At 33.2% G+C, this 18,482-nt stretch carries 17 protein-coding genes; 15 read left to right on the top strand and 2 right to left on the bottom strand.

The annotated features are described in order from the left end of the window. The first annotated feature begins 8 nt into the window (after window positions 1-8). The 8 genes from ACTRXF_RS15185 (at window position 9) to ACTRXF_RS15220 (ending at window position 9,820) form a co-directional block, all read left to right on the top strand. Window positions 9-2,009 (top strand): VirD4-like conjugal transfer protein, CD1115 family, encoded by a 2,001-nt coding sequence (locus ACTRXF_RS15185; protein WP_474279683.1) that lies wholly within the window; start codon window positions 9-11, stop codon window positions 2,007-2,009. A gap of 24 nt (window positions 2,010-2,033) precedes the next feature. Further along, the gene (locus tag ACTRXF_RS15190; RefSeq protein ID WP_474279685.1) at window positions 2,034-4,190 is read left to right on the top strand and encodes a type IA DNA topoisomerase; all 2,157 of its coding nucleotides are present in this window, start codon (window positions 2,034-2,036) and stop codon (window positions 4,188-4,190) included. A gap of 36 nt (window positions 4,191-4,226) precedes the next feature. After that, a complete protein-coding gene (locus ACTRXF_RS15195) occupies window positions 4,227-5,075 on the top strand; it encodes a hypothetical protein (RefSeq protein WP_474279687.1) in 849 nt (282 codons plus the stop codon). 72 nt (window positions 5,076-5,147) lie between these two features. Beyond that, a complete protein-coding gene (locus ACTRXF_RS15200) occupies window positions 5,148-5,912 on the top strand; it encodes a hypothetical protein (protein WP_474279689.1) in 765 nt (254 codons plus the stop codon). 48 nt (window positions 5,913-5,960) lie between these two features. Then, on the top strand, window positions 5,961-6,248 hold the full coding sequence (locus ACTRXF_RS15205) for an AbrB/MazE/SpoVT family DNA-binding domain-containing protein (protein WP_474279691.1): 288 nt from the start codon (window positions 5,961-5,963) through the stop codon (window positions 6,246-6,248). Further along, a complete protein-coding gene (locus tag ACTRXF_RS15210) occupies window positions 6,249-6,467 on the top strand; it encodes a hypothetical protein (protein WP_474279693.1) in 219 nt (72 codons plus the stop codon). A gap of 3 nt (window positions 6,468-6,470) precedes the next feature. Then, the gene (locus tag ACTRXF_RS15215; RefSeq protein ID WP_474279695.1) at window positions 6,471-8,654 is read left to right on the top strand and encodes an ArdC-like ssDNA-binding domain-containing protein; all 2,184 of its coding nucleotides are present in this window, start codon (window positions 6,471-6,473) and stop codon (window positions 8,652-8,654) included. Between the two features lie 962 nt (window positions 8,655-9,616). Then, window positions 9,617-9,820 carry a helix-turn-helix domain-containing protein gene (locus tag ACTRXF_RS15220; RefSeq protein WP_474279697.1) on the top strand — a complete coding sequence of 68 codons (204 nt, stop codon included), beginning with the start codon at window positions 9,617-9,619 and terminating at the stop codon, window positions 9,818-9,820. Between the two features lie 298 nt (window positions 9,821-10,118). Here the strand turns inward: ACTRXF_RS15220 and ACTRXF_RS15225 are convergent, their stop codons facing one another. Next, window positions 10,119-12,836, bottom strand: coding sequence for a DNA methyltransferase (locus ACTRXF_RS15225; RefSeq protein ID WP_474279699.1), 2,718 nt, complete (start codon window positions 12,834-12,836; stop codon window positions 10,119-10,121). A gap of 29 nt (window positions 12,837-12,865) precedes the next feature. Continuing rightward, complete coding sequence (locus tag ACTRXF_RS15230) at window positions 12,866-13,870, bottom strand: hypothetical protein (RefSeq protein WP_474279701.1); 1,005 nt, start codon at window positions 13,868-13,870, stop codon at window positions 12,866-12,868. A 327-nt stretch (window positions 13,871-14,197) separates the two neighbouring features. Between ACTRXF_RS15230 and ACTRXF_RS15235 the strand changes: the two genes are divergently transcribed. From ACTRXF_RS15235 to ACTRXF_RS15265, 7 genes are all read left to right on the top strand, one after another. Then, the gene (locus ACTRXF_RS15235) at window positions 14,198-14,770 is read left to right on the top strand and encodes a hypothetical protein (protein ID WP_474279703.1); all 573 of its coding nucleotides are present in this window, start codon (window positions 14,198-14,200) and stop codon (window positions 14,768-14,770) included. A 24-nt stretch (window positions 14,771-14,794) separates the two neighbouring features. Continuing rightward, entirely contained in the window at window positions 14,795-15,400 is a 606-nt protein-coding gene (locus tag ACTRXF_RS15240; RefSeq protein ID WP_474279705.1) for a recombinase family protein, read from the top strand. A gap of 584 nt (window positions 15,401-15,984) precedes the next feature. Next, window positions 15,985-16,146: a hypothetical protein gene (locus ACTRXF_RS15245; RefSeq protein WP_474279707.1), complete on the top strand. Its 162-nt coding sequence runs from the start codon at window positions 15,985-15,987 to the stop codon at window positions 16,144-16,146. A 14-nt stretch (window positions 16,147-16,160) separates the two neighbouring features. Further along, window positions 16,161-16,463 (top strand): hypothetical protein, encoded by a 303-nt coding sequence (locus ACTRXF_RS15250; RefSeq protein ID WP_474279709.1) that lies wholly within the window; start codon window positions 16,161-16,163, stop codon window positions 16,461-16,463. Between the two features lie 122 nt (window positions 16,464-16,585). Beyond that, on the top strand, window positions 16,586-17,794 hold the full coding sequence (locus ACTRXF_RS15255) for a DNA polymerase IV (RefSeq protein ID WP_474279715.1): 1,209 nt from the start codon (window positions 16,586-16,588) through the stop codon (window positions 17,792-17,794). A 20-nt stretch (window positions 17,795-17,814) separates the two neighbouring features. Next, a complete protein-coding gene (locus tag ACTRXF_RS15260; RefSeq protein WP_474279711.1) occupies window positions 17,815-18,018 on the top strand; it encodes a helix-turn-helix domain-containing protein in 204 nt (67 codons plus the stop codon). A gap of 51 nt (window positions 18,019-18,069) precedes the next feature. Beyond that, window positions 18,070-18,482 (top strand): hypothetical protein (locus tag ACTRXF_RS15265; protein ID WP_474279713.1); only part of this gene is annotated, 413 nt, incomplete at its 3' end.

Genomic DNA, 18,482 nt, shown 5'->3' on the forward strand with positions numbered 1-18,482 from the left:
GTGGCAATATGCGTTTTGCTTCAACTGCGAAGCAAGCAATTTCTTTATGCATTCTAATGTCAATTTTAGGAACTTATGTAATTTCTTCACTTATTTATTCCATTGAAACATCATTAAGTGTGAATGAGGCTCTTTTAAGTCCGTTAGATAACATTATGTTTTACTTTAATGGTAATACGGAAATCCATTCCGTTTTGTGGGCTACACCAGTAATTTTAATGCTGCTGCTATTTGCATGGCAGCGTCATCGAATCATCATTAAAAAGTATAAAGACGCTAGTGACTTCGGAGTTCATGGTTCTGCGACATGGGGAGATCCTAAAGACGTTATGAATGATGAAATTTTCGTAAAAAAAGCGAGCTTTAAAAATACTCGAAATAATAAAGATAATTTACCCCCAGGAATCATACTAGCTAAAGTAGCTAAATCTAAAGAATTGATTATCATGCCCCCAGAGCTTGATTCGATTAATAGAAATATTTTTGTCGTTGGCGGTAGTGGTTCAGGGAAATCTCAAGCTCTTGTTATCAGCAACATTATTAATAATAAAGATACTAATATGATCGTGACAGACCCAAAGGGCGAGCTTCATTTACTTACGAGCAAACTTAAAGAAGATCAAGGTTATAATGTTGTCCAAGTTGACTTTAGTAATTTCCAAAAAGCCAATTATAACCCATTAGATTATGTTGAAGATGATGAAAGTGCAAGAGAAGTAGCAAATACGATTGCTTCTAACGCGTCTGAAGATGGAAAACAAGACTTTTGGGCGAAGGCAGGACTCAACTATCTTGTAGGCTTTATTCTTTATGCTAAAGAAAAGTACGGCGATCAAGCTACATTATCTAAAGTTATAGAGTTAGTAGCTGAAGCAGGAAGAGACGAAGATTACTTTCCTAATATGCTTGAAAGTATGTCACCTTCTCATAAGGCCTATCATGCTTTTCAGTTAGCCAGTGGCGATGAAGATAAAGCACGTTCCAGTATTTTTACTACTCTAACTCAACAGATCAATATTTTTTCTATGAGAAAAGTTCAAAGCATGACTGCGAATAGTGATTTTCGTTTTGAGAGTTTGGTTAAAGAAAAAACAATTATCTATGTAAAACTGCGTATGCAAAAAAATCCATTTAAGCAGCTAACAGCTACATTTTTTGACCAGTTATTAAATACGCTCTATTCCGAAGCGGATAAGCATAATGGAGTATTACCAATACCGACCATGTTTATCATGGACGAGTTTCCGAATATAGGCAGAATCGATCAATACCCTGAAGTGTGTGCTACCTGCAGAGGATTGAATATGTCGATGATTACTATTGTTCAATCTATTAGTCAGCTGCAAAATAAAAATCTTTATGGTAAAGAAAATACTAACGCTATGCTAAATAACCATGACACTCATTTCTTTTTGGGTTCTAAAGACCCTGAAACTACGAAATTTTATAGTCAGGATATGATAGGTGATACTACCGCCGAATACAAACAAAAAAGCAAGAATCCTGATAGTGCAATACTTTCAACAAAAAATACAACTAGCACCTCTGATCAATTTACTAAACGTCCACTTATTACACCACAGGAATTAATTAATAAACCGAAAAATGAAGCTTTATTAATCGTTACAGGGCAAAATCCATTTTGGGTAGAAAAAGCTTTTCAATTTCAAATCTTTAACGATTTAATACCGAAGGCTGAAGATGTAGAAGTTGAGGAAGAAAACACACAAGATGAAGAAACAGAAGAAATAGAAGAAGATAATGAACCACTCTTAACTCCTGATGAAGTAGAAAGCTTATTGGAAAATGAATTAGATGAAGAACAGGAAAGCGAAGAAGAAGTTATTGAAAACTTCTTTAAAGAAATCGAAGAAACCACAAGCGAAGAAGAATCTAGCTTTGAAGATGAAGAAGCAGAAATAGAAGAAGATATGGAAGAACTAGATGAAATAATGAAAGAGTTAAATAATGAAGATCAGGAGACTAAAGAAAAAAGTTTGCCAATGTAACCATGAACGAAGGAGGTTACTCTTATGAGTACACCTGTTGTTTTAGCAGAAAAGCCAAGCCAAGCAAACGCATATGCTAGTGCCTTCTCCACGACAAAGGGAGAGGGCTATATTTCCATTAAAGAATGTAGTATTTTTCCAAAAGGTGCAAAAATTACATGGGGAGTTGGTCATTTAGTAGAGCTTAAAAGCCCTGAGCAATACAAAGAAGAGTGGAAAACATGGTCATTAACGACCCTTCCTATTATTCCGAATGAATTTGAATTACAACCTAGTTCTCGAACTAAAGATCAATTTAAGATCGTTAAAGGATTATTGAATGAAGCCAATGAGATCATTATAGCTACAGATTGTGACCGAGAAGGAGAGAATATAGCACGTAGCATTATTGAAGTCTCAGGGAACGCACACAAGCCCATGAAGAGGCTTTGGATAAATAGCCTTGAAGTTGAAGAAGTTAAGAAAGGTTTTTCGAACCTGCAAGCTGCTACCCCATATTATCCGATGTACCGAGAAGCACAGGCTAGACAAATATCTGATTGGATTGTTGGCATTAGTGGCACACGCCTTTATAGTGTGTTGCTTCAACAGCAAGGGCTACAGACGAAAGGTGCATGGAGTGTAGGGCGAGTTCAAACGCCCACACTAAAATTGATATATGATCGACAGCAAGCCATAGAAAATTTTAAATCTGAACCCTTCTACGAACTAACAGGAGACTTTCAAACGAATCAGGGAACTTATAAAGGCAAATACAAAGGCAGGTACAAAGATAAAGCCGAATTAGAAAACCTTATGCAGAAGCAGGGCTTGCATGGTGAAGAACAAGGAACTGTTACTGAGATCACGAAGGAGGAAAAGCGAAACAAGCCCCCAAAGCTACATTCCTTATCTAGCTTGCAGACATTAGCGAACAAAAAATACAAGTATAGTCCAAGCGAAACCCTAAAAATTGTGCAATCTCTTTATGATAACCCGTTGAAGCTCGTTTCTTACCCAAGAACAGACACCCAGCATATTACGGGAAACGAATTTAAATATTTAAAAGAAAATTTAACTAGCTATCAGAATCTTGCAGCACAAACATTTGAACCTTCATCTTTAGAACCTCAAAAACGGTATGTAGATAATCAAAAGGTCCAAGAACACTATGCCATCATACCGACTAAAAAAATACCGGATTCGACAACTCTTAATAAATTAGATCAAAAACAGACCAATCTATATTTTGAAGTTGTTAAAAGTGCTTTAGCTATGTTTCATCACGATTATGTGTATGAAGAAACGCAAGTAATTACGGAAGTGAAAAAGCTCCCGTTCAAAAGCACTGGAAAGATCGAAAAAATAAAAGGTTGGAAGTCTTTATTTGCTGCTGATAAAAGCGACAGTGAAGATCAAGAAGAGAATCAGGCTTTGCCGCCAGTCGAAGAAGGCTTAAATGTAGACGCTCAGGTGTTTATTAAAGAAGGGAAAACCCAACCACCTAAGCCATATACCGAAGGACAGCTTATTACGATGATGAAAACGTGCGGTAAACAGGTTGATGATGAGGAAGCCCAGGAAACCCTTAAAGACGTTGAAGGGCTAGGCACAGAAGCCACACGCAGCGGCATTATCGAAACGCTGATAAAGCAGCAATACATTGAAGTGAAGAAAAACAAAGTCACCGTAACAGAAAAAGGAGAAATACTTTGCAAGGCTGTAGAAGGAACACTTCTTTCTAAGCCTGATATGACAGCTAAATGGGAACAATTTTTAAAACGAATTGGGGCTAATGAAGCAAAACAGGAAGATTTTATAGCAAACACGAAAAAATTTGTGTCGAAACTTGTCGAGCAAGCCCAAGAAGATATTAAAAATGTTGATACCACTAAAGCTAAAAAAGCTATGCAAGATGAACAGCATATTGCCCTTTGTCCTTCATGTCAAAACGGTCATATCGTAGATCGAAAGAAGTTTTATGGTTGTTCTGCTTATAGTGAAGGGTGTAAACAAACCTTCCCGAAAGTGTTTTTAGGGAAAAATCTTACTAAGAACCAAGTGAAATCCCTGTGTGAAAAGGATAAAACCAACTTGATTAAAGGATTCAAAAGCAAAAAAGGAAAATCATTTGAAGCTTTTCTATTAAGAACGAAGGACGGCATACGTTTAGAATTTCCTTCAAAGGAAGGAAAGACATAATTATTAAATCTAAGAAATAATGAAGGAGTTTTTGGCGTGAGTTCAATTATCAAAGGCACGTGGGAAGATTATCAATCAATATTTAAAAATCCATTTCGTATTGTCACTGCTTTTCAAAAAGAAGATCTATTTTTTATGGGGTTTTATTCTATAAGTGATTCTGAGGTTAATGCAGGAAAGGGTTTAGAAATCCCCAGTATGGTAATTTTCAATCGGAATGGGGAGCAACTTTGGTTGTATGACGGACATAAAGCAGGTTATGACAATAAATTAACAAGAAAGGTGTTACAAGATATTGGTTGGCATGAATGGGAAGAGTACCATGCAAAAGTGGATATTTTAGATTTGAGCCATAATCAAGATAGCACATTTATTGATAATAGCATTGTCCATTCAGTAGTGCGGCAAGATAAAGCGATTTATAAAGATTATATCTTTTTTGAAAATGGACGTTGGATATTCAAACCTTCAGAACACGCTAATAGAGAGTACCTGACAGGGTGGGAGAATTATATATATAGTTTTTTACAGAGAATAGAAGCCACTCACGATTTTTCTAATCATATTGAGAGTATAACTATATATGCCACCCACGAGAAAGCTATTCAAGACGGGTACACGCAATGGACAGGAGTATATGGAAGTGAGCCTAAAATAAAAGCGTGTAACTTTATTATTAAAACTGCCCAAGACTATGATATATGGTTCCAGATTCCTGAGATAAACGTTTCTCATATATTAGCTGCTAATCACGTTAAACGAATTTTAGATTTTATTGGAGTAGAACTTTCTGTAGAAGTGAAAACAGGTCCAATACGCGAATTTTTAACCCAACAAGTAATCAAGCAACCAATTTCCGAGCCTTATGTAATATCAGTGAATTGATGTTGTTCTAAATTAAAGCACTCTTTGCTTAATTTTTAGTATAGATTAATAAAAAAGAAAGGTGGATAAGAAGTGGCTGAAAATATTCAAGAACAATTAAAGAAACATGGAACGGACTTAACAAATACCATTGAAGGCATGAGCGATAACAAAGGCCAGTCTTATCTTACGAAAAATGAACTGAACGAGCTGCTAGAAAATCACTTTGAGAAAGTGGAAAAACTATTACAAGATCAACAAAAGAAACAAGAAAGAAGTTCTATGAAAGAGATTGTTCAAAACGTGGGAGATAAATTAAATGAATATGCGAATGATTTTAAAGAAAAACTCAATAATAAAATTAATGAAAGAGTAGACAGGATAAAGCAAGGTATCCAGTACGAAAAAGATCTTATAAATGAAAGTGTGCAAAATATAAGAGATGTGAAAAATGAAGCTGTTAGTAAAGTGCAAAACAAAGTTCTTTCATGGAATGAGAAAGCAAAAAATATAACAGCAAGTGTCGATCAAAAACTAAATAATGATACTCCTGAAGTTGAGATTAAAAAATTAAAAGAAGAAAATGAGAAGCTCAAGACACAGAATAGATCATTAAATAAAAAATTAGATACTGTAGAAAACTTTATTGTGCAGGACAGCAATAGAGCAAAAGAATTTAGTCAGTATATAAAAGGAAACAGCAAGGAACAGAGTGCTTCTAAACAATCTTCCGCAGACTTAGACCATGAAAATCTTTCTGAAAAGGAAAGCAGACAAGAAAACGAAAATCAAAAAGAAGGGCAACGATTACAGAAAACAGAACGAGCTAAAACTTCTTCCGCAGGAATGGAACTATAAAATAATTTAAACCACAACAAGATCAAAAGCTAAAAGGAGAGCATAATTATGAAATCTACAGGAATTGTACGAAAGCTAGATCAATTAGGGCGAGTAGTGTTACCAAAGGAACTGAGAAGGACGCTTGAACTTGATAAAGGCGACCCTGTAGAAATCTTCACAGACAAAGATCAGATTATTTTATCGAAATACCAACCTAAAAAGGAGTGCGTTGTGACACAAAAGATTAGTGATGATAATGCACGTATTGGTGATACTGAATTATTTGTTAGTCCAGAAGGGGCAGCACAACTAATAGAAGAACTAGAAACATTTGTTCAAAAGGAGAGACGCTGAATGTTTTTATCTTCAAAGAAAAGTGGGCTGTTTGAATATCACGAAATTTTAGGCTCTGAACTACCTATTTATGCGTTTCAACCAAACGAATTATATTGTTTAAATGAACTTCCGAATGGTTCAACTCTCCATGCAACTAACACAGCTTATTTAAAAAGGAGTATTGAAAACCAAGATTACTATGAACCTCTTTATAGCCTGATAAAAGGGGAGGAATAGTATATGGGAAGCAATAACGAACAAATAGATAAGCTCAATAAAGATATAGAAAATGCTGTTCAAAAAGCCTTTGATAATCCGAAGCAGCTTCAGCATCTGCTCACTACAATGGCTCATTTTCCTAACTATTCCATGAACAATATCATGTTGATACAGCACCAAAATTCAGAAGCAAGTGTGGTACAAGGGTTCAATTCATGGAAGAAGCAAGGTAGGCATGTTAAAAAAGGCGAAAAAGCCATGAAGATATTAGCCCCGAAAACCGCATGGAAAGAGTTAGACAAGATAGACCCTCAAACTCAAAAGCCTGTTTATGATAAGAATGGAAATAAAGTTACGGAAAAACAACAAGTCATAACGGGGTATCGTCCAGTCTCAGTTTTTGATATTAGCCAAACGAAGGGAAAAAAACTGGAATTAGGGCAATCTGTTCTAAAAGGGAAAGATATGTCTCAGGCATATGAAGCTTTAAAAGAACATTGGAAGCGTAGTGGGATTGATATTCAAGAAAAGTCTTTGCTAAATAATAATGCTCGGGGGTTGGCATATCTTAATGAAAACAAAATCAGAATTAATACTGCCGGTGACCCCAGCCCTGAGATGAAGTTTAAAACATTGATTCACGAACATGCCCATTTAAAGCTACATCATCGGGGGGGTGAGTTCGCAAATAGCGATAAACAGCAAAAGGAAGCTCAGGCAGAATCGGTTGCTTTTGCTACATCCAAATACTTTCAATTAGATACCGAAGGATACTCAGCGAATTATATTGCAGCGTGGGCAAAGGATATGGACCATGCTAAGCAAGCTCTTAAAGATATACAAGGCACACTGAAAGAAACAGTCCAAGAAGTAGAACAAGTTATCGAACCATTGGAACTAAGCAAGGAAAAAGGGCAAGAAAAACAAAATGGAGACATTTTTAAGGAACAAACTGCTCATTTGTCTTTTGCTAATGAATTAAGTCTTACAGATAAGGGAGTATATGAAGTCTTAGATACCAAAAACCTTGAGATTAAAACGGGTACTTTTCAAATAGATGAAGAAAACAACATGAGTTTTAAAGACGGTTTAGCTTCGAGTAACCCTATTACCTTAAAAGATTTTCAAGATAACAACGCTCAGGTATTAAATCTTTTACAAGATGAAACGGGAAAGATCAATAAAAGCTATCAATTCATTAACGATCAATGGAAGCTAGAAGATCAAGGGAACACTACAAAAATTCAAAATGAGGCAAATCAGCAACCAATTGCTGAACTTTCCTCATGGACTGCTGCTGTAGAGATAACCGATGAATTAAAACTTGTGCAGCAAGACGAGTTAGCCTGGAGTCTTAATGAGCTGGACTTAAAGAAAGATTCTCAGGAGAATTATTTTAGTAATCAGCAAGCGAAAGAGCAGTTATTAGAAAAGGGTATGGAAGTGCAAAACGACTATATAATAAGAAAAATCCGAGACATAAATTATCTTCCCACCCATGAAGATACCGATACGATCAAAAACTTCATTCAAGGCGATAACAGTATCAGCACCATAGATGATTTAAAAAATAAATATACGCAGGTTTCTCAAGAGATTGGGTATGATAATGAGTATTTACAGGATATAAGAAAATCTATTAGCGAAACGGAGAATTTAAACAATCGTATTCCAGAACAAAAGCACTCTCCCAATGCGATTGTATTAGGTGAAGGAAAAACAGATTGGCAAGCAGGTGTTGTCGCCTATGATCGACTGCGTGGCATGTTAGAACAGAACAAGATACAGAAACTAGATAAAATAGATCGAGACAATGCTAAACAGATGATTGAGACCAAGACACCCAACCTTTCCAAAAACGAACCATTTAATCAGAGTAAAGTTGAATTAGAACAAGTTGCTCAAGTCCATTCTCAAACCCTGAACCATCAGTATGAGGTTACTGTAAAAACAAACAATGATAATAGGTATCAAATCGGTCTCCAAGATGCAACACAGCGTTTTGCTAATATGAAGCAAGGAGAATCCTTTAATCTTACCGAAACTATCGCTAAAACATCGAGTGTGACTAGTCGAAGCATGGAACAAAAATACGAACTGATTAAAGAGAAAGACCTAAAAGCAGAGAAACAGCCTAAGAAAGATCAAGCAATAGAAGGAAAAGAAAAGGATAATAAAAAGTCACACCAAACTTTAGAAATGTAGACTTCTATATAAATAGTGACATAATAAACAAAGGCTGACAGCTTGAACTGTCAACCTAATTTTCTTAAAGAATATATGCGATAGTGATGGCAACATGACGACAGATAATTTTAACGACCTTAACGATATTATCTCCAACCTCAAATTTCATCGTCTTTCCTCCTTTCGAGAGCCACTGTAATAGCAGCAGTGGTTCTTTATTTTTATTCCTTCTGCTAGAAAAAAATTTTTTCCCTCTAGGCGAAAGATGAAGTACTTTTGATATACCCCTCTAGCAAACAAAATGAAAAAAGCTGTCTTTTCTTTTTATACAACTTTAATTTTTAACCTACGCATAAGAATGTTGTACTTTGGCTTTCCAATGTGACATGTTGAATATAATACTGCGTGAGCACATGTACCATAATGTCCTGCACTTACAACATTCGATATTAAATAAATTTTTCTACCGATCAGGCTAAATTATTTTCTCCTTCCCCTACTAGTATCTGCAATAAAAATATATGTGTAATACAAAGTGGCAATTTTTATTATCAATCGTTAATTTCAACGTACAGTTCGGAGTGTTGGAGCTTTCTTTCTAAATGTGACACACCTAAATATAAATATTATTAATTCCACCACTTCCCTTAGAGTTATATCTATAATTTTTCATCTGTAAAAAACCTCTATCCAAGCTAAATTTGCTCTAAAATTTTTAACCCCCTTACTAATAGCTTCCGACATACATATAATTTGTAAAAAAGATCGTCAGGAACAAGTAATAATTATCTATTTGTATTTAAGCTATCTACTATAAGTATCTGCATTACATATTGGAAAAGAAAACGAAAATCAATATTTTTATTTGTCTTTTATAAAAGTTAACGTATTGATATAATTGACTAGTATTATTGATTTAAAATAATTATTAAATAATAAATATACATATAATGAACATGTATTTATGAAAGGATAATTCTATGGAAAACAATCCGTTGTATAAAGTTTTTACTATAAAAGAAGCTGAATACTTATGGAATGTAGCGAACAACACCGTATTGAATTGGATAAAAAGAGGCCGTTTTTATAAAGAGGAACATCGACAGAGTGGACGTAATTGGTTAGTGACTGAAGAAGGCATGAACCGAATTACTGGAAGAGAAAAAACAAAAAGCATTAATTGATTTTCTAAACTGTCTTTTTAAAAAGACATTTAATTGATATAATTGACTTATAATATTAGAAAGTAGTTGATTATATTGACATTTACTTTTTCCGTAAAAGATTCAATTTTTCCTCAAGTTTTTGAGGGCGAGATTCAAGCGAAAAATAAAAAAGAAGCAGAACAGAAAATTAAAGACGTATATTCCAGTGAACTTGATACTATTCCACAGGAGATTAGCATTATTTCAATTAATCGCATAATCTAAAATAGGAGCCCTTTAATTTTATAATTAAAGGGCTCCCGAAGGTTTTGTTTATTTAATTGTTTGAACGACTAATTTCAGTATATTTTTCTATTAAAAATTCCATTCGTTTTTCTTCAGTTTTTTCTTTTCGAAAACCATACGCTCTATCTATTACTAAATCTAGTCTTTCATGTGCTTTTTGCAAATCACTTGGCATCATTAGTGAATCGTACAGGTCTGAAAGGCTATGTTCTTTTTCTAAATATTTTTTTCTAACTTCTAGAATGTTTTGTGCTTCTTTGTCTATATATTTTTTTGTTTTATTCGTGACTTCAGGAAAAACAAAATTATTATAAACAATAGTATTAGAGTAATTGTAGCGACTTTCTAACCTTCCGCACACTGTATTTGTCCAAGCCATGTGCATACTTGAATTTAAAACTCCAAACAGATATAAAGAAGCGTTGGGGATTTGAAAAATTTTATTACTACAGATATAGTTTTTATCTAAATAGGCAATAGGTATATAATTTCTTTTCTCTGAGGTTACCGCAGGAATAGCTAGAATATTACTGTTTTGTGTTCTGTCCTCGCCGAAGTGAGTAGGGTACATAGCTAACTTTTGCGTGCCTTCTCTTTTACTAGATTCTCGTAATTCTTTCACTTTTGCTACTAATTCTTTCACTTCAGGCATAGCTTTTAATTCTTTGGGCAAACAATCCTTGAGATATAAGCAATATCTTGGTTTACCACTTAGCAATTCTCTACCTCCAACAAAAGGACGGAAGTATTTTTGAGATAAAGGTTCTTCTTTAATAAATTCTTTCATTTCTTTTTCGCTGAAAAGATAGTGGCCACCATCATTGGGCATGGAACCAAAAATCATTGGTTCTACATCAGAAATAGGCTTCCTTCTGATCTTAATAAAGGTAGTAGGAGCATCTAATAAATAATTATTAATATTTTTAGCTGTCTTTGAATTTGGATTACTTTTTACATGAGGATAAGAATATAATTTTCTTTCTTTTGGTTTTTCTAATCCATAACCAATGATAACGCAATATACACCTGCTCGGCCTCGTGCTTCACTTTGCCATTGGAAAGTTTGATGGGCAAAGTGAATATTAATTCCTCGAATCCCGATTAAATATCTCCACAATTCAATTGCTTGCTCTCCTTGAACTATTGAATTTGTAGCAACAAAGCTAACCTTTATTTTTGTATTTGAAATATAGTTTGCTGCTTTGACAAACCAAGCAACAACATAATCAAAAGAGTTCGGTTTTGAAACATTATAAGACTTCATTATAGCTCGCAAATCCACTTTTTGACTTTTTGACATCATTCTTGCACCTGAAAATGGAGGGTTACCTATGATGTAATCTAGCTCATGCTTATTGATTAAGCTCTCCCATTCAAGATTAAGAGCGTTATTATTTACGATACTAGGGCGTGTATATAATGGCAGTCTTATGAAGTATTCTCCAAACTCTTTACTTACTTTCATATTCATTTGATGATCTATAAGCCATAAAGCCACTTGTGCGATTTGAGAAGCAAATTCGCCAATTTCAATACCATAAAATTGATCTACATCAACTCGCACCCATAAATTAATGTCTAAAATCATGCGGCCTTTTGTTAATTCGCGAATAACTTCGATTTCTAGTAAACGTATTTCGCGATAAGAAATAATAAGAAAATTTCCACAGCCACATGCTGGGTCTAGTATTTTAAGGTTTTCTAATTTATGGTGAAAGGCTTCCAATTGTTTTTCTGAATTTTTTACAGTATAAAACTCTTTCCATAAATCATCTAAGAACAGAGGTTTTATAGCCTTTAATATATTTTCTTCACTAGTGTAATGAGCACCTAATGATCTTCTTTCTTCTTTATTCATTACACTTTGGAATAAGGAGCCAAAAATAGCCGGAGAGATTTGCCCCCAATCTAATAGTGAGCACTCTAATAAAATTTCTCTCATATCCCTATCAAAACTCGCTATATTTACGTGTTCAGAAAATAAACTACCATTTACGTATGGAAAATCCTTTAAAGTTTCTTCCATATTTTTATATCTTTCATTTTTTGGTGTATTTAGAACTTGGAAAACTTGGCTTATGTGAACGCCTAAATCACTACCGTCTTCTTTAGAAAATTGCTGTATGTAATCACGAAAATAATTTTTATTGAATATACTTGTGTCGTCCGCAAACAAACAAAATAGTAAGCGGACTAGATAAACCTCTAATTCTTTTCCTGCATATCCGACTTCTTCTAACTTATCGTGCAATAACCCCATTTTTTCGGCAGCTTGAATATTGACTGGATCTTGCTCTTTAAGTTCTTGTTGATGATAGCCTGCAATAAAGCTGAATAATTCAAGATGAAGAGGTAATTGTTCTAAAGTGAAATTTCTGACTCCACCATTTTCTAAATTATACAAGCGGAAATGTTCAAAGTCAGACACTAATATATATTTTGGCAAATCAACTTCTTTTATACCTGGAAAATAATCTTTTGCTTGAGAATAAGCCCTGTCTAAATTTTTTCCTCTTGATTTATGCTCAATTAATAAAACGCCTTTCCAAAGAAGATCAATATATCCATCTCCATCTTGAGTATGTACTCTTTCTTCAAATGTTGCTATACGGCGTCTACTAATGCCGAAAATATCAAAAAACTGATCCCAAAAACTTTTGGCTTCTGCATGTTCACTTGATTCGTTTTTCCATTCATTTACAAATTTTGCAGCTCGAGAACGAATTTCATTCCAACTGAGTGTAGGCATTGATTTTCCCCTAACAATATGAATTTATTTTATAATGATTTTTTTCTCAGTCTTTCTTTTTCTCTTAGATAAAGTATTTTTGGAAGCGAAAATTTATCTTTTTTATTTATTTTAATAAAATCTGTTATAGCAGTTTTTATTGGAATAACAAACTCTTGGTATAAGTATTCTGTTCTTTCGAAGACTTCTTCTTGATTGTAACTAAAATATTCTAGAAAGTTAGTAATTGTATTTTTTGCATCAGTATTATAATGAATCGTGTCTCTCATATTTTTTATCCATTTAGACAAATCTTTTTCCTGTACAATTGCTTTTATTTTATCTTTTAAAATGTTTTGTTCAATAGAATCTAACCATTCATTAAAATCATTTTTTTGATGTTGTGAGAGGTTTTTTATATTTTTTAAAACTGTATCTAAGTTTTTTGTTAGTACTCGGGTAAAATAATATTGATCAATAAATTCTTTGTTAGTGTGTACAATGAAATTTGAATAAATAAATACTATATAGTTTAATTCTTGAAGACTCATAATCAATCTAAATAGCATGCTTTGGTAGGTTAAGGAATTTTCTTTATCATTAAAAAATAATTCAGCCCTTCCATCAAAATGTTTTATTGGCTCGTTATTAATTTCTTTTATACTTGGCATTTTAATTTCATTGTTACCGCTTAAAGTATTTTCTAAGGATATTAAAGCAAAAGGTAGTGACTCTTGAATAAAATTTTGATATTGAGCAAATACATCCTCTTCAGTTTTAAGTCTATATGGGTTTTCAAATGTAGAATCATAAAACATATAGGTACTGTACATCGTACTACCTAATATTTCATTGTTAGATATAAAAAATCCGATATTATTTTCCCAAGCTTCAAAACTTTCTTCATGGATTCCTCGAACTTTTTTATACATATCTTGATTGCTTAATCCATTTCTTTGTCCAAAAATCTTTATATTATCTCTTATCTTTGTTATGTCTTCATCTATATTAATACTATCAGTTTCTATAAAACTCTTTTTTATTTCTTTGATCACTGTACAACTATCTCTCAACAGCGAAAAAATATATACTGCATTAAAACTTTCAGAATCTTTGCATGACCATAAAACTCTTTTTATACATTTTATATCCATCAGAGCTGTATCTGCAGCTGTTGTGATAAAAATCCCTCCTGAAAATAATTAAATCCATCTTTTAAAGATTGAGACAAAATATAATCTTCTTCTAATAATACACTATCCAATAGAATTTGACAGTTTTAGGTAGACTCTAAACAATCAAATTGGAAAATGTGTTATAGTAGGGTTCCAGGTGCTTTTTTAAATGATTGTTTTAAATATGTATTATGAAGGAGCAATTTCATGCCTACCCAAGAGTACGCAAATCAAGCAATAGAATTTGTAGAAAGTAAAGGAGAAAAACTTTATTTAGATTCTGTAGAAATAACCACTATTTTTGATAAAGCTTCTGCTGAAGAACTTCCAACCAATATTAGTAACGAATTGTTAAAAGGAAGTGGGGCGGTAACTTTTCACGATAAAGAGCAAACACCTTTTAAAGATTACATTTATCTTTATCCCCAAAGAATGAAAATCCTACTAACTTTAGGATTTGGAAAAGGTAAAAAATATTTAATTGGTAGGTTTATACAATTACTTTTACACGAATTAAGACACCATGTTCAAAAAATAGAGTTACAAGATTATATAGAAAACTATTTTGATGATTACTATAACTCCAATGACAAAGATACTCATTGGGCAGAAATCGATGCTGACATTTACTCTATTAATTTCATGGCAAAGAATGAACAAGGAATGGCAAAAGCTTTAAACGTAAATAGATCTCAATTAGGTTTTAAGAGAGTGCAAGGGAATTTAGCTGATTTTGGTGCATTACGAGAATTTTATGCCAACTATGAAAACAATAGTTAAATAAAAAGAAATAGAGTGATGGTAATGAAAATTGGTTACGCAAGAGTAAGCAGTAAAGAACAAAATCTTTCTAGACAAATTAAAGAATTAGAAGATTATGGTTGTGAAAAAATATTTTTTGAAAAGGAATCTGCTAAAGATTTTGAACGTCCTGAATATATCAAAATGAAAAGTATGTTAAGGTTCAAAGATATTTTGGTAGTTAACGATCTTAGTAGATTTGGAAGAAATGCGGGTCAAATAAAAAAAGAATGGCAAGATATTATCAATAAAGATGCAGATATAGTAGTCTTAAATATGGATTTTTTGAATACTGCTCAATATAGAGATGTACCGGGCGTGGGCGATCTTGTTTCAGGAATTTTTTTAAACGTGGTTTCTTTTATGGTAGAACAAGAACGAAAGAACATTCTAGAAAATCAAAGACAAGGCATTGCTATTGCTAAAAAGCAAGGTAAATATAAAGGAAGAAAAACAGAGTTTAGCCCTACTGGAAAACATAGAGACAAGTATTACATGATAATAGAATATTTAGAACGTGGATACTCGCAACAAGAAATAGCCAATAGACTCAAATGTAGTAGATTTACTGTACAAAAGGTTAAAGCTAAAAAAGAAAAGAGTAATTGAAAAAACTAACTCTTTAAAATTTCAAATACTATAATGAAAGGTAAATTAATATGCTCCAAAGAGGATATATACTAATCACTAACACTATTGCTTTGCTTTTTGCCCTTTTATTTTCATTATTCTTCGTGACTGGTTCTATTTATAATCTAGTTCTGCACCCTTTACTTTTAACAATTACTCCTAATTCTGTGCATGACTTCTTAGGTTCAACCTTTATGTTTTATATCATAGTTATCTTGATTGGGGTCATTATCTTTTCAATGTTTGCTAAGCTTAATAAAGGATTAGCAAATATGATGTTCGCCAAATAATATATGTTTAAATTATGTACATGTGTTTATAAATTAAACACATGTACTTTTATTTTTAGACTTTATATGTAAATTAGATGAATTTTTCTATTATTAAATGATCTACAAGAGCAAAACAAATATTTAATTAAAAATGCTTATATATGGGCTTTATCATTCTTAAAATTTGTACATAAAATGAACACATGTTTATATATTTTTTGCTTTTTTGACTTTTTTAAAAGTCAAAACAATGATATAATAGACTTAATATATTAGGAAAGGGTGTAAAACATGAGCCAAAGTATCGTTCAAGAAATATTCGATCAAGCTAATATACACTCTGACGATCTTTCTAAAAATGACATAGAAGAACTCATTGAAACATTTGAAGAAGCTCTGTTTTTAGAAGAAGATATTGAATTTGGACCGATTGGTAATAAGAAGAAATTATAAAGGGAGAGATCATTATGAGCGTTAAACTGGAACAAAAACAAACACTGGAAGAGGACATTGAGAAGCTTCAAAACAACATTGATGAAATGGAAACCATTATTCAATCACTCAATTGTATTTTAGAAGGGAGTAACAATGAACAGGACAAAGCAGCAGGATATGAGTTTGTTTTAAAGCAATATTCTTATTATCAAGACGTAGGGCGTATAGATAGAATCACCTTTACTCAAGCCCGACTCATCGCCCAACAAGAAAAAGAAGAAAATGCTTTAGGAGTAGAAACATTATTAGACCAATTAAACATGATAAACAAATAGCATTAACTCACTCAAAAGATAATAAAATCTTTTGAGTTTTTTATTATCAATAAATGGGAACGTATGTTCTAATAGAAGTAAATAAAACTACACTAGGAGGTGGTTTTGTGAAACGTTCTGTCATGCTTATAGACATGCAAAGTTTTTATGCTTCTGTAGAGAAAGTATTTTATAGCCATTTAGAACAAAAGCCGGTAGTAGTAGCCGGTGATCCTGAAAGGCGTAGTGGAGTCATATTGGCCGCATGTCCGATTGCTAAAACATACGGAATAAAAACGGCTGAAACATTAGGGGAAGCCCAGCATAAGTGTGACCATTTATATGTTATACGCCCACGTATGCAGCTCTACATAAATATTTCTATAAAAATTAATGAACTTCTTCTAAGTTATACACCACTCGTTGAACCATTCTCCGTTGATGAATCCTTTATTGAATTAACTGGAACGATTCATCAAAGTAACCCTGAGCAAACCGCAAAGCGTATACAAAGAGAGATTGTGCGTCAATTTGGTATTTATGCTCGTATTGGTATAGGGGAAAATAAAATTTTGGCAAAGAGTGCTTGTGATCTCCAAGCAAAAAAACGAAAAAACGGGATATTTACACTTAAAAAATCGAATCTTGAACAAGATTTTTGGCAATTCCCGATACAAGAACTATTTGGTGTTGGCTCACGCATGGAGAAGCACTTTCGACAAACAGGCATACGAAAAATCGGACATTTAGCTTGTTATCCTGTTGAAGAACTTCAAAAGCGTTGGGGAATCAATGGAGAGCTATTATGGCAACATGCCAATGGTATTGACCCTTCTCCTGTTAATCCCAATACACATGAAGAAAAGAAAAGTATAGGTCATGGCATGACCCTTCCTAAAGATTACACGCAAAGAGATGATATTCTTATTGTTGTTCGAGAACTAGCTGAAGAAGTTGCTCGAAGAACTCGATCTGAACGATTAATCGGTCACAAGGTATCAATAGGAGTGAGAGGGACGTATGACGTTCCTTATGGTTTTTCTCGCCAACGCATGTTAGACATGCCTACGAATGACGGAAAAGTAATCTATCAAGCCTGTAAAGCTTTATTTGATCGGTACTGGTCACGTACAGCGGTTCGAAGCATTAGTATATCCTTAGAAAAAGTTGAACCTGATACGCACAGACAGCTTAGTTTATTTGAGGAAGTAGAAGATCGGCAAGAACTCAATGAAGCTCTCGATCATTTAAAAAATCGTTATGGTTCTCATATTATTATGTATGCTTCTTCTTTAACGAGTGCGGGGCAAGCCCAGGAACGGGCAAGAAAAATTGGAGGGCATTATAAGTAATGATAAGGGGGAATGAAAGCATGACAGGTTCTTTTATATTAAAACAAGCTAGAAAGAGTAAGAATCTTAGTATGCGAGAAGTTGCGAAGCAAGCAAGTATATCCTATCCAGTTTATCGCCATTATGAAGAAGAAAGTACAGAATATATGAGTTGGAATCATGCTGTTGATTTAGCAGCTGTACTTAATCTATCACTTGATAAAATTTTAAATCCTTTTAACTAAAAAAAATAAGCTTTAGTATTAAGCTATTAGACAATATAAGGGGTAAATTTTATGCCACAGGACTTAAACAAAAAGCATAATTGGTTCATGGATTTTTTAAAAAAATATTGCGTACTAATATTAATTATCGTGGGTTACTTAGGTCAGTTTTTTTTAAGTCAGTTTTCGTTTACAATACAAAATTTTAGCGAGGAAATGTTACGAAGCATTGTAAATATTTCTATAAGCTCGGTAAGTTCAATATTAGGTATTTTAGTGGCTGTGTTGATATTAAGTATTACTATTGCTGAAAAAACATTAAGTGAGCAAATGAAAAATACAATTTTAGAATTTAATACGCTCTCGTATTATTTCCAACTATCGTTGTCTACAGTTCTGATTATGATAACTGCAAATTTTCTACTTAATGATAAATTAACGAATCTTGCTATTAACATTACTTTATATGGAACACTTACTTTTTT

This window comes from Marinococcus sp. LNHM3E3-2.2, from assembly GCF_056034385.1.

Coding starts and splice junctions, on each gene's coding strand:
- ACTRXF_RS15250 (WP_474279709.1), top strand. CDS start 16,161: ATGAGCGTTAAACTGGAACAAAAACAAACACTGGAAGAGGACATTGAG.
- ACTRXF_RS15220 (WP_474279697.1), top strand. CDS start 9,617: ATGGAAAACAATCCGTTGTATAAAGTTTTTACTATAAAAGAAGCTGAA.
- ACTRXF_RS15240 (WP_474279705.1), top strand. CDS start 14,795: ATGAAAATTGGTTACGCAAGAGTAAGCAGTAAAGAACAAAATCTTTCT.
- ACTRXF_RS15235 (WP_474279703.1), top strand. CDS start 14,198: ATGCCTACCCAAGAGTACGCAAATCAAGCAATAGAATTTGTAGAAAGT.
- ACTRXF_RS15225 (WP_474279699.1), bottom strand. CDS start 12,836: ATGCCTACACTCAGTTGGAATGAAATTCGTTCTCGAGCTGCAAAATTT.
- ACTRXF_RS15190 (WP_474279685.1), top strand. CDS start 2,034: ATGAGTACACCTGTTGTTTTAGCAGAAAAGCCAAGCCAAGCAAACGCA.
- ACTRXF_RS15255 (WP_474279715.1), top strand. CDS start 16,586: ATGCTTATAGACATGCAAAGTTTTTATGCTTCTGTAGAGAAAGTATTT.
- ACTRXF_RS15210 (WP_474279693.1), top strand. CDS start 6,249: ATGTTTTTATCTTCAAAGAAAAGTGGGCTGTTTGAATATCACGAAATT.
- ACTRXF_RS15260 (WP_474279711.1), top strand. CDS start 17,815: ATGACAGGTTCTTTTATATTAAAACAAGCTAGAAAGAGTAAGAATCTT.
- ACTRXF_RS15245 (WP_474279707.1), top strand. CDS start 15,985: ATGAGCCAAAGTATCGTTCAAGAAATATTCGATCAAGCTAATATACAC.
- ACTRXF_RS15205 (WP_474279691.1), top strand. CDS start 5,961: ATGAAATCTACAGGAATTGTACGAAAGCTAGATCAATTAGGGCGAGTA.
- ACTRXF_RS15185 (WP_474279683.1), top strand. CDS start 9: ATGCGTTTTGCTTCAACTGCGAAGCAAGCAATTTCTTTATGCATTCTA.
- ACTRXF_RS15215 (WP_474279695.1), top strand. CDS start 6,471: ATGGGAAGCAATAACGAACAAATAGATAAGCTCAATAAAGATATAGAA.